This window comes from Escherichia sp. S10b (assembly GCF_028421345.1).
In the GTDB taxonomy this organism is placed as follows: Bacteria; Pseudomonadota; Gammaproteobacteria; order Enterobacterales; family Enterobacteriaceae; genus ECMA0423.
Genome location: NZ_JAHZSO010000097.1, coordinates 64,760 through 75,334 on the forward strand (window position 1 = coordinate 64,760; position 10,575 = coordinate 75,334).

General features: G+C 52.5%; 9 protein-coding genes. 1 reads left to right on the plus strand and 8 read right to left on the minus strand.

Annotated features, from left to right (window positions below; all coding sequences use genetic code 11):
- Nucleotides 1-5: 5 nt before the first annotated feature.
- From yajC to queA, 3 genes are read right to left on the minus strand one after another with little or no spacing between them, the layout of a single operon-like run.
- On the minus strand, nucleotides 6-338 hold the full coding sequence (gene yajC, locus FTE26_RS07550) for a preprotein translocase subunit YajC (protein ID WP_000007629.1): 333 nt from the start codon (nucleotides 336-338) through the stop codon (nucleotides 6-8).
- A 22-nt stretch (nucleotides 339-360) separates the two neighbouring features.
- Nucleotides 361-1,488 carry a tRNA guanosine(34) transglycosylase Tgt gene (gene tgt / locus FTE26_RS07555; RefSeq protein ID WP_000667319.1) on the minus strand — a complete coding sequence of 376 codons (1,128 nt, stop codon included), beginning with the start codon at nucleotides 1,486-1,488 and terminating at the stop codon, nucleotides 361-363.
- A 55-nt stretch (nucleotides 1,489-1,543) separates the two neighbouring features.
- Complete coding sequence (gene queA / locus FTE26_RS07560; protein ID WP_001266492.1) at nucleotides 1,544-2,614, minus strand: tRNA preQ1(34) S-adenosylmethionine ribosyltransferase-isomerase QueA; 1,071 nt, start codon at nucleotides 2,612-2,614, stop codon at nucleotides 1,544-1,546.
- Between the two features lie 92 nt (nucleotides 2,615-2,706).
- On the opposite strand from queA, the gene acpH reads away from it, so the two are divergent.
- Entirely contained in the window at nucleotides 2,707-3,288 is a 582-nt protein-coding gene (gene acpH / locus FTE26_RS07565) for an ACP phosphodiesterase (protein WP_001009890.1), read from the plus strand.
- Nucleotides 3,289-3,292: 4 nt separating this feature from the next.
- On the opposite strand, the gene malZ is transcribed toward acpH, so the two are convergent.
- The 5 genes from malZ to phoB all read right to left on the minus strand — a co-directional run bounded on the left by malZ (nucleotide 3,293) and on the right by phoB (nucleotide 10,483).
- Nucleotides 3,293-5,110 (minus strand): maltodextrin glucosidase, encoded by a 1,818-nt coding sequence (gene malZ / locus FTE26_RS07570; protein WP_001297133.1) that lies wholly within the window; start codon nucleotides 5,108-5,110, stop codon nucleotides 3,293-3,295.
- Nucleotides 5,111-5,265: 155 nt separating this feature from the next.
- Nucleotides 5,266-6,639, minus strand: coding sequence for a proline-specific permease ProY (gene proY, locus FTE26_RS07575; protein WP_001295329.1), 1,374 nt, complete (start codon nucleotides 6,637-6,639; stop codon nucleotides 5,266-5,268).
- 75 nt (nucleotides 6,640-6,714) lie between these two features.
- A complete protein-coding gene (gene brnQ / locus FTE26_RS07580; RefSeq protein ID WP_000149639.1) occupies nucleotides 6,715-8,034 on the minus strand; it encodes a branched-chain amino acid transporter carrier protein BrnQ in 1,320 nt (439 codons plus the stop codon).
- Nucleotides 8,035-8,440: 406 nt separating this feature from the next.
- Nucleotides 8,441-9,736: a phosphate regulon sensor histidine kinase PhoR gene (gene phoR / locus FTE26_RS07585; protein ID WP_000893603.1), complete on the minus strand. Its 1,296-nt coding sequence runs from the start codon at nucleotides 9,734-9,736 to the stop codon at nucleotides 8,441-8,443.
- Nucleotides 9,737-9,793: 57 nt separating this feature from the next.
- The gene (gene phoB, locus FTE26_RS07590) at nucleotides 9,794-10,483 is read right to left on the minus strand and encodes a phosphate response regulator transcription factor PhoB (protein ID WP_000113933.1); all 690 of its coding nucleotides are present in this window, start codon (nucleotides 10,481-10,483) and stop codon (nucleotides 9,794-9,796) included.
- Between the last annotated feature and the right edge of the window lie 92 nt (nucleotides 10,484-10,575).

Consider the following 10,575-nt stretch of genomic DNA (forward strand, 5'->3'; position numbering starts at 1 on the left):
TTTAATTACAGCGCCTTCATGGTGCCTTTCGGCAGGACGGCAGCTACGAAGTCACGTTTAATAACTACTTCAGTGGTGTCATTCAGCGCGATAGCAATGTAGCCGTTTTCCGCTACTTTGGTTACGCGACCAACCAGGCCACCGTTCGTCAGAACTTCATCACCTTTGGCAATGGAGTCCATCAGCTTTTTGTGTTCTTTGGTGCGCTTCTGCTGTGGACGCAGGATCATGAAATAGAAAATCAGACCGAATACCACCAGCATCAAAATCAAAGACATCGGGCTACCTTGCGCCGGTGCACCCGTTGCCGCTACCGCATCAGAAATAAAAAAGCTCATTAAATTTCCCTCATTATTAATATTAATCAACGTTCAAAGGTGGTACTTCTCGCCCCTGACGCTGGTAAAAATCAGTTACGAAGCTCTCTAATTTACCCTCTTCAATAGCCTTGCGTAAACCCGCCATCAAACGCTGGTAGTAACGAAGGTTATGAATGGTGTTGAGTCGCGCGCCTAATATTTCGTTGCAACGGTCAAGATGATGCAAGTAAGCGCGTGAATAATTGCGACAGGTGTAGCAATCACACTCAGGATCGAGTGGGCCAGTATCGCTCTTATACTTCGCATTGCGGATTTTCACCACGCCATCGGTCACGAACAAATGACCATTTCGGGCGTTGCGGGTTGGCATTACGCAGTCAAACATATCGATACCACGACGTACGCCTTCAACCAGGTCTTCTGGTTTACCAACGCCCATCAGGTAACGCGGTTTGTCTGCCGGAATTTGCGGGCATACATGCTCCAGAATGCGGTGCATATCTGCTTTCGGCTCACCCACAGCCAGACCGCCGACAGCGTAGCCATCAAAACCGATATCTACCAGGCCTTTAACAGAAATATCACGTAAATCTTCGTAAACGCTGCCCTGAATGATACCAAACAGCGCATTTTTGTTTCCGAGACTGTCAAAACGCTCACGGCTACGCTTCGCCCAACGCAGAGACATCTCCATGGAGCGTTTTGCGTAATCCCAGTCAGCAGGATACGGCGTACACTCATCAAAGATCATGACGATATCCGAACCAAGATCGTACTGAATCTCCATTGATTTTTCAGGATCGAGGAAAATCGGATCGCCGTTGATCGGGTTACGGAAGTGCACGCCCTGTTCGGTGATTTTACGAATATCGCCAAGGCTGAAGACCTGGAAGCCGCCGGAGTCGGTGAGGATCGGCCCCTTCCACTGCATAAAATCGTGCAGATCGCCGTGCAGTTTCATGATTTCCTGGCCCGGGCGCAGCCACAGGTGGAAGGTGTTGCCGAGGATAATTTGCGCGCCAGTGGCTTCAACTTCTTCCGGCGTCATCCCTTTTACGGTGCCGTAGGTGCCAACAGGCATAAAACAAGGCGTTTCCACTACGCCACGATCAAAGACCAGGCGGCCACGGCGTGCGCGACCGTCGGTGGTGTCCAGTTCAAATTTCATTTTTTCTCCACTACGTCAGAAAAACAGTCCAACGTTTTAAACCAGCGCCGCGGAATTACTCCCCGACGCGCTCATTAATTGCCTGCGGATTGTACGTGATAAACATCGCATCACCGTAACTAAAAAAGCGATATTTCTCTTCTACCGCTGCTTTATAGGCGTTCATGGTGTGTTGATAACCGGCAAAGGCCGAAACCAGCATAATCAGCGTCGACTCTGGCAAGTGGAAGTTCGTCACCAGCGCATCGACCACTTTGTACTGGAAGCCCGGATAGATAAAGATTTGGGTATCGTCGAAGAACGGTTCAATGAGATCGTTTTTCGCTGCCTGAGCCGCGCTTTCCAGCGAACGTACTGAAGTGGTGCCAACCGCAATCACCCGGTTACCGCGCGCTTTCGCCGCCAGTACCGCGTCTACCACATCCTGCGGTACTTCAGCGTATTCCGAGTGCATGATGTGATCTTCAATGGTGTCGACGCGCACCGGCTGGAAGGTGCCCGCACCAACGTGCAACGTCACAAACGCCATCTCCACGCCTTTGGCGCGCAATTTTTCCAGCAAAGGCTCGTCAAAATGCAGACCAGCGGTCGGGGCTGCAACCGCGCCCGGTTTTTCGCTATAAACGGTTTGATAAAGTTCGCGGTCAGCGTCTTCGTCCGGACGGTCGATATACGGCGGCAGCGGCATATGGCCGATACTGTTGAGGATATCCAGTACCGAACGATCATCATTGAATTCGACTTCAAACAGTGCGCCGTGGCGCGCGGTCATTGTTGCGTTAATACTTTCGTCATCGCCCAGCAGCAGTTCTGCGCCAGGTTTTGGCGCTTTCGAGGCGCGAATATGCGCAAGAATGCGTTTGTCGTCGAGCATCCGTTCAACCAGCACTTCAATCTTGCCGCCGCTGGCTTTACGCCCAAACAGGCGCGCCGGGATCACGCGGGTATTATTAAAAACCAGAAGATCGCCGGGGTTGAGCTTATCAAGTAAATCGGTGAAAGTACCGTGCGTCAGCGCGCCCGTCGGCCCGTCCAGCGACAGTAAACGACAGCTACTGCGTTCAGGCATGGGATAGTGGGCAATCAGGGATTCGGGCAATTCAAAGGAGAAATCGGTAACGCGCATGACACTGACTCAGACTAAAATAAGAGGCGGGTAGTCTAGTGCCGGGGCGCTCTCCCTGCAACCTTTACCCCCTTTTGGATAGAATATAATCGATGAATTTTTTAGCTCACCTGCATTTAGCCCATCTCGCGGAAAGCTCGCTTTCCGGCAATTTACTGGCTGATTTCGTACGCGGAAATCCTGAAGAAAGTTTTCCGCCCGACGTCGTGACTGGCATTCATATGCATCGACGTATCGACGTATTAACCGACAATCTGCCGGAAGTCCGCGAAGCACGGGAATGGTTTCGTAGTGAAACTCGCCGCGTTGCGCCTATTACGCTGGATGTCATGTGGGATCACTTTCTTTCCCGCCACTGGTCGCAGCTGTCGCCGGACTTTCCGCTACAGGAATTTGTCTGTTATGCCCGCGAGCAAGTGATGACGATTTTGCCGGACTCACCGCCACGTTTTATCAATCTGAACAATTACTTGTGGTCAGAGCAGTGGCTGGTGCGCTATCGCGATATGGATTTCATCCAGAACGTGTTAAACGGCATGGCAAGCCGCCGCCCACGTCTGGATGCCCTGCGTGACTCCTGGTACGATTTAGACGCTCATTATGACGCCCTCGAAACCCGCTTCTGGCAGTTTTATCCGCGGATGATGGCGCAGGCGTCACACAAGGCGTTATAAAACGTTAGTTCATCCATACCGTAGCCGAAATGGCAGGCAAAGCCAGAATCCCGTCAGTCAGTTGCCCATGCCCTTCTTTGCATTGCCATTGCACGGCATTGAGCAACGGTGACGCGGGTAGCACGACTTCACAAGCTTCGCCACGGTTGATTGCCACCAGTACACGCTGCTGATTCAGCACGCGGACAAATACCACCACGTTATCTTCCGCATACAGCACCTGACAGCCGCCATGACGTAGCGCCTGACTTTTCTTACGCAGCGCAATCATTCGCTGGTACAGCGCGAATAACGCCGTATCCTGCTTTTCCACCTGCCAAGGGAACGGTTTACGGCAAAACGGATCGTTTTTGCCATCCAGTCCTACTTCATCACCGTAATAAATGCACGGTACACCAGGCCAGGTGAACAGCCAGACCACCGCCAGCGGCAGGCGCGCAATATCCCGACCGAGCAGCGTTTTAAATCGCGCAGTATCGTGGCTGTCGAGCTGATTAAACATACGTAATTGTTGTTGATGAGAAAGCCCTGCGCGGTAATTATCCATCCAGGCCATACAGGTTTGGGCATCAATTTGCTGCGGATCGTAAGAGATATCGGTATTGGCAAGAAATCCCCACAACGGGAATGTGAAGCCACGATAGTTCATGGCGGCATCTTCCACATCGGCCTGTAACCATTGCCGTGCATCGCCAAAATGTTCGCCGACAATATACGCTTCCGGCTGGGTTTCTTTCGCCGCTTCGGTGATCCCAGCAACGTGCTGCATATTATTGCGCGCCCCACCCGCCTCCCCCAGCATATGCACCACATCCAGCCGCCAGCCGTCCATACTCCACGGCGCTTTCAGCCAATGGCGGACAATACTGTCTTCCCCGCGATAAATTTCATTCACCAGACTTTCCGACTGATAATCCAGCTTCGGCAAGCTGGCATAGCCAAGCCAGTCGAGCGCCGTGCCATCATCACTAAACGAGTACCAGTCGCGCCAGGGCGATTCAGGGTTGTGACAAGCTCCCCCCGTGCCACGATTGTGCCTGTCAAACCAGGCATGGGAATCGCCACTGTGGTTAAACACGCCGTCCAGCACCAGCCGCATTCCCAGCTGCTGCGTATTGTGTCGCAAACGCAGCAACGCCCCATCACCGCCAAACTGCGGATCGACATGGCGATAATCCTCGGTATCGTATTTATGTACGCTGGGAGCTTTAAACACCGGATTGAGATACAGCGCCGTCACGCCAAGCTTTTTCAGATACGGCAGTTTTTCGCTTATCCCGTCCAGATCGCCGCCATAGAACGTTGATCCGCCCGCCTGCGCCGTGACCGGTTCATCCCAGTCACGCAAGATGATCTCTTGTCCGGCTGCATGATGGTAATAGACATGATCCTGTTCAGCTTCACGAGGAAGACTACGCGCAAAACGATCAGGGAAGATCTGATAAAAAATCTGATCCGCAGCCCATTGTGGGCCGATATCCGGTACATCGACGGCAAACTGCTCCAGTCGTGCCGGCGGCATTCGGCTGAAGCCCTGCGGTGTAAACCAACGCTGGCGATCGTGCCACAGCAGTTTGAAACTGTAACGCCGCCGGGGTTGTCCGCTGGAGAGATCAATCGCCGCACGCCATGCGGTGACGCCAGGCTGCTGCTGACTGCGCTGCTTATGCATCGATACTGACATTTCTTCGTTATCGTGTTCTGTACGCAGCATAATGCGCTGCGGTGGGTCTTCGCCCGTCAGCCACAGTGTAATGAGCAGTTGATCTTTGCTTTGTTTAACAAATGGGGGCACCGGCAGGTGCCATGCATTTAACATCATAATTCCCCTGTGATGAAAATCTGATCACCTTGCCATAGCCTAATGCAGGATCACTCATCATCTGAAGGATATTTGGGGGAGGAGGACGGGGGCGGATAACTTTCGGAATAGCCGGATCAGGATTTCCTCCTGAACCGGCTTACAGAACGCAAGTATTATTGGTTTTCAGCCAGCTGACGATCGTGGCGGCGTTTAAACATCCAGCCAATCAACAGCACAACAATCCACGCGAAACCGACATACAGCGAGATACGCGTATCCGGGTGATAACCAATCAACCCGATAATAAAGAGCAGGAAAATCAGCCCGCCGATGGTCGTTGCTACCCCACCCGGCACTTTAAATTTCAGCGCCTTAACTTCTTCTGGCGGCAAACGGCGACGGAAGGCAATTTGCGACAGCAGGATCATAATCCACACCCACACCGTGGCGAAGGTTGCCAGCGAAGCGATCACCAGGAAGACGTTTTCCGGCATGATGTAGTTCAGATACACCGCAAACAGCAGCGCGGTAGTCATCACCAGCACCGTAACCCACGGAATACCGCGACGCGACGTTTTGCTGAAAATTTTCGGCGCGCTGCCCTGCTCTGCCATACCGTGGAGCATACGGCCTACGCCAAATACATCACTGTTAATTGCCGACAGCGAAGCAGTCAGCACAACAAAGTTAAGAATGCTGGCGGCAAAGGTAATGCCCATATGCTGGAACGTCAGCACGAACGGGCTACCGGCAGTGCCAACCTGATTCCACGGGTAGATAGACATAATGACGAACAGCGTACCGACGTAGAACACCAGAATACGCATCGGCACGGAGTTAATCGCACGCGGTATCGATTTCTCAGGATCTTTCGCTTCACCGGCGGTAATCCCGATAATTTCGATCCCACCGTAAGCAAACATCACCATTTGCAACGACATTACCATGCCAAGCCAGCCGTTACTGAAGAAGCCGCCGTTGCTCCACAGGTTATGAATACCAGTCGGTTGCCCGCCGTTGCCAATCCCCCAGATGATGATGCCGAAACCGGCGACAATCATGATGATGATGGTGGCGACTTTAAAGAACGAGAACCAGAATTCCAGCTCACCGAATACCTTCACGCTCATCAGGTTTACGGCGCAAATGATCAGCACCACGCTCAGTACCCAAATCCAGTGCGGCACCGTCGGGAACCAGACACCCATATAGATACCAAAAGCGGTCACATCGGCGATGGCGACAATAAGGATTTCAAAGCAGTAGGTCCAGCCGGTAATGTAACCTGCCAGCGGGCCGAGGTTTTCCTGCGCATAACGCGAGAAAGAGCTGGCGGCCGGGTTATGTACCGACATTTCCCCCAGCGCACGCATAATGATATACGCCGCGATACCACCGATAATATAGGCCAACAACACGCTCGGACCGGCCATTTTGATGGCGTCTGCCGAACCGTAAAACAGCCCGGTACCAATTGCTGAACCCAGTGCCATAAAGCGTATGTGGCGGGTACTTAGCCCACGCTTTAGCTTGTTCTTACTTTCCATCAATTCCTAACCCATCAACACAATAAAAAACCACGGGGCATCGCAGCCCCGTGGTTAAAACAAATGTTCAGTGATTTAGTGAGCGCTGGAGGTCACCTGACGACCTGCCGCGCGATCCCAGATAATGGCCAGAACCACCATCACCACTGTTGGCATTAACCACGCCAGACCTTGTTCGGCCAGCGGTAAACGCTGCGCCCAGGACGGTAAGATATCGCTGAATGCAGATGCTTTGATCCCGTCGAGAATACCAAAAAGCAGGCTGATAAACATCGGCGGAGCAATCACGCGGGACGAATTATGCCACCATGAGCGTGTAAAACTTAATACAACCAGTGCGATACACGGCGGATAAATAGCGGTCAGCACCGGTACGGAGATCTGGATCAGCTGGCTTAAGCCGAGGTTAGAAACCACCATCGAGAAGCCGCCGAGGATAAACACCAGCGTACGATAAGAGAGCGGTACGTACTGGGCAAAGAATTCTGCACAAGCACAGGTCAGGCCAACTGCCGTTACCAGGCAGGCGATGAAGATTAACGCCGCCAGCAGGAAGCTACCGCCGCCGCCAAAGGTGTGCTGAACGTAAGCATGCAGAATAGCAGCGCCGTTTGCAGACTGATCGACCAGCGACGCGCTGTCTGAACCCAGACGGAACAGCGCCAGGTACAGCAGAGTCAGACCAACACCCGCCATCAGGCCAGCCCAGACGGTATAACGGGTCAGCAGACGCGCTTCGGTAACGCCACGAGAACGCGCCGCGTTAACAATAACGATACCAAACACCATTGCGCCCAGCGTATCCATGGTCAGATAGCCGTTAACGAAGCCGTTAGAAAACGCAGCGTTTTGATAAGCCTCAGTCGCCGTGCTGATAGAACCCGCCGGCCAGACAATCGCGGCAACAGACAGGATGACCAGCGCGATAATTTTCAGCGGCGCAAGGAAGTTGCCCACGGTATCCAGCAGCTTGCCCGGATAGAGCGAAACCAGAATAACGATAGCGAAATAGACCAGGCTGTAGATAAACAGCGGCAGCGCGGAATCACCCGTCAGCGGCGCAATCCCCACTTCAAAGGAAACGGTAGCTGTACGCGGCGTAGCGAAAAGCGGCCCCACCGCCAGGTAACAAACCGTTGCCAGCAGCACGCCAGCGACTTTACCGATTGGCGTGCTGAGGCTGTCAACACCGCCGCCAACTTTTGCCAGCGCCACTACCGTTAATACCGGCAGGCCAACGGCAGTAATGAGGAAGCCGAATGCCGCAGTCCAGACGTGTTCGCCTGCCTGCAAGCCGACCATTGGAGGGAAAATAATGTTACCTGCGCCGACGAACAACGCAAATGTCATAAAGCCCAGAGCGATGATATCGCGCGATCTTAATTGATGGGTCATAAATCATACTGCCTGTGGATGTGGTGTTGTAACGTTAAATTTTTGTGCCAATCCCTGGGGATGATACAGCGGTATATTTAAACAATTTTAGCGGGAAATACTCCCAACCAGGCGCGGCGAAGAATAGTTTTTCGATTTACCGCGTTAATGCAGTCAGTATGACAGCACCTGAAGCGCAATTTAAACGCTTATAACGTTTTAAAGCAAGGAGGGATCTAAAAACCAGAGGTATATAGCGATAAGAAATCACCAACCAGTATAAAACACTATTTCCGTGAAAAAGACATGGCTAATCATGCGAACAAAAAATCACCAACCGTTGTAAAATCTAACGCCCGTATTTTGACTGCAAAGAAAATAAGCCAGCATCGACTGGCTTATGGCAATAAAAGATGACAAAGGCGGATTAATCGCTGTTTTTGGCAATTAAACGTTCCGGGATAACAAAACTGAAACGTGTTCCTTTTCCTACTGTACTCTCAATATTCAGGCGACTTTCGTGATGATTCACAGCATGTTTCACGATCGCTAACCCTAATCCGCTACCGCCGGTTTGCCGGGAACGCGCTTTATCAACGCGATAAAAACGCTCGGTCAGGCGCGGAATATGCTCCGGTGCAATGCCCGGTCCGTTATCTTCAACGCTAAATTCGGCACCGTGCGGCACTCGCTGCCAGCGTACGGTGATATGCGTGCCTTCTGGAGTATGATTCACGGCGTTATAGACCAGGTTCGAAATCGCACTGCGTAGCTGATCTTCGTTGCCAGACACTTTGAGGCCGTTATCTATCTCAAAGGTAAATGTCTGTTTTTTCTGACTCAGAGTCTGAGCCTCACGCTCAACAACGCGCAGCATCATCGGCACATCAACCTTTTCATTGAGCAAATGCGTCGGTGCGGCTTCTATTTTCGACAGCGTCAGCAACTGCTTCACCAGCCCTTCCATCCGCTGGGTCTGCTCGCGCATGGTGTGCAACGCTTTTTCGCGTACCGCGCCTTCCAGCGGCTGCTCATCCATCATCTCCAGGTAACCCTGTAACACGGTCAATGGCGTGCGTAACTCATGGCTCACGTTGGCAAAAAAGTTACGCCGCGCCCCTTCCAGTTGATGCATTTGCGTGACATCACGCGCCACCATCAGCAACTGTTTGTGGGTATAAGGCATGACGCGAATTTCCAGATGCCGCCCGGTGTTGAGCACCAGATTGAGCGGGCGAGAAAAATCACGCGTTTTCAGATATTGCGTAAACTCCGGGTAACGCAGTAGGTTAAGGATGTTCTGCCCGTTATCTTCCGGCCAGCGCAAACCAAGAATCTGTTGCGCCAGACCGTTACACCAGAAAATACCGCCCTCTTCCGTGGTCAGCACCACCGCGTCGGGCAGCGACTCCGCGCCGCTACGAAAGCGTTTAATCAGATTGCCCAGTTCGCGGCGGCGTTTTTTATTTCGCAGCTGCATCTGGTGTAAGCCGTATAGTAGCGGTTCCCAGCTACCACGCCCCGGTGGCGGGGTCATACTGCGATCCACCCACAGCCACCATGAAAGGCGCAATAAATTCCAGAAATGCCAGATAAGCAGTCCTGTTACCGATGCCAGCAAAAACCAGGGCAGGTAACCAAAAAATGCACCCAGGATGAAAGCCGGGAGGCAGCAAAGTAGCAGCTCCAGCACCAGCCTTTTCCACGACAGCCGTTCCAGCACGTAAGATACTCCAGTTAAGAAATCATAAGCCCTGCTCTGCGTCCGATGAGCAAGGCGTTAAAAGCGGGTTGAAAAACGATATCCTGTACCGCGCACGGTCTGCACCATGCGATCATGCCCGCCTGGCTCCAGTGCTTTACGCAGGCGACGAATGTGGACATCGACCGTACGATCTTCCACATACACGTTGGTTCCCCAGACGTGGTTTAACAGCTGCTCGCGGCTGTATACGCGCTCAGGATGCGTCATAAAAAAGTGCAGCAGTTTAAATTCTGTCGGCCCCATCTCCAGCGGCTCTTCACCCGCCATCACCCGGTGAGATGTCGGGTCGAGACTTAGCCCCTGCATCTCGATCACCTCTTCCACCGCCATTGGCGAAATACGGCGCATTACCGCTTTGATTCGCGCCACCAGCTCCTTCGGCGAAAACGGCTTGGTGATATAGTCATCCGCCCCGGTTTCAAGGCCGCGCACGCGATCTTCTTCTTCCCCTCTGGCGGTCAACATCACCACTGGAATATCCCGGGTCATCGACTCGCGCTTGAGGTGTTTGATGAACTGGATACCGGAGCCGCCAGGTAACATCCAGTCAAGGAGAATTAAATCCGGCCAGGGTTCATTCAGTTGATTCACAGCACTGTCATAATCTTCCGCTTCGACCGGCTGAAAGCCATTTTGTTCGAGCACGAAGCAGACCATTTCGCGAATTGGAGCTTCATCTTCTACGACCAGAATACGTCTCGCCATGATTTGCCCTGTTGTAATAAATAGGTTGCGATCATTAATGCGACGTCATTATGCGTCAGATTTATGACAGATTTATGAAAAGCTCGTCGCAC

Coding starts and splice junctions, on each gene's coding strand:
- yajC (WP_000007629.1), bottom strand. CDS start 338: ATGAGCTTTTTTATTTCTGATGCGGTAGCGGCAACGGGTGCACCGGCG.
- tgt (WP_000667319.1), bottom strand. CDS start 1,488: ATGAAATTTGAACTGGACACCACCGACGGTCGCGCACGCCGTGGCCGC.
- queA (WP_001266492.1), bottom strand. CDS start 2,614: ATGCGCGTTACCGATTTCTCCTTTGAATTGCCCGAATCCCTGATTGCC.
- acpH (WP_001009890.1), top strand. CDS start 2,707: ATGAATTTTTTAGCTCACCTGCATTTAGCCCATCTCGCGGAAAGCTCG.
- malZ (WP_001297133.1), bottom strand. CDS start 5,110: ATGATGTTAAATGCATGGCACCTGCCGGTGCCCCCATTTGTTAAACAA.
- proY (WP_001295329.1), bottom strand. CDS start 6,639: ATGGAAAGTAAGAACAAGCTAAAGCGTGGGCTAAGTACCCGCCACATA.
- brnQ (WP_000149639.1), bottom strand. CDS start 8,034: ATGACCCATCAATTAAGATCGCGCGATATCATCGCTCTGGGCTTTATG.
- phoB (WP_000113933.1), bottom strand. CDS start 10,483: ATGGCGAGACGTATTCTGGTCGTAGAAGATGAAGCTCCAATTCGCGAA.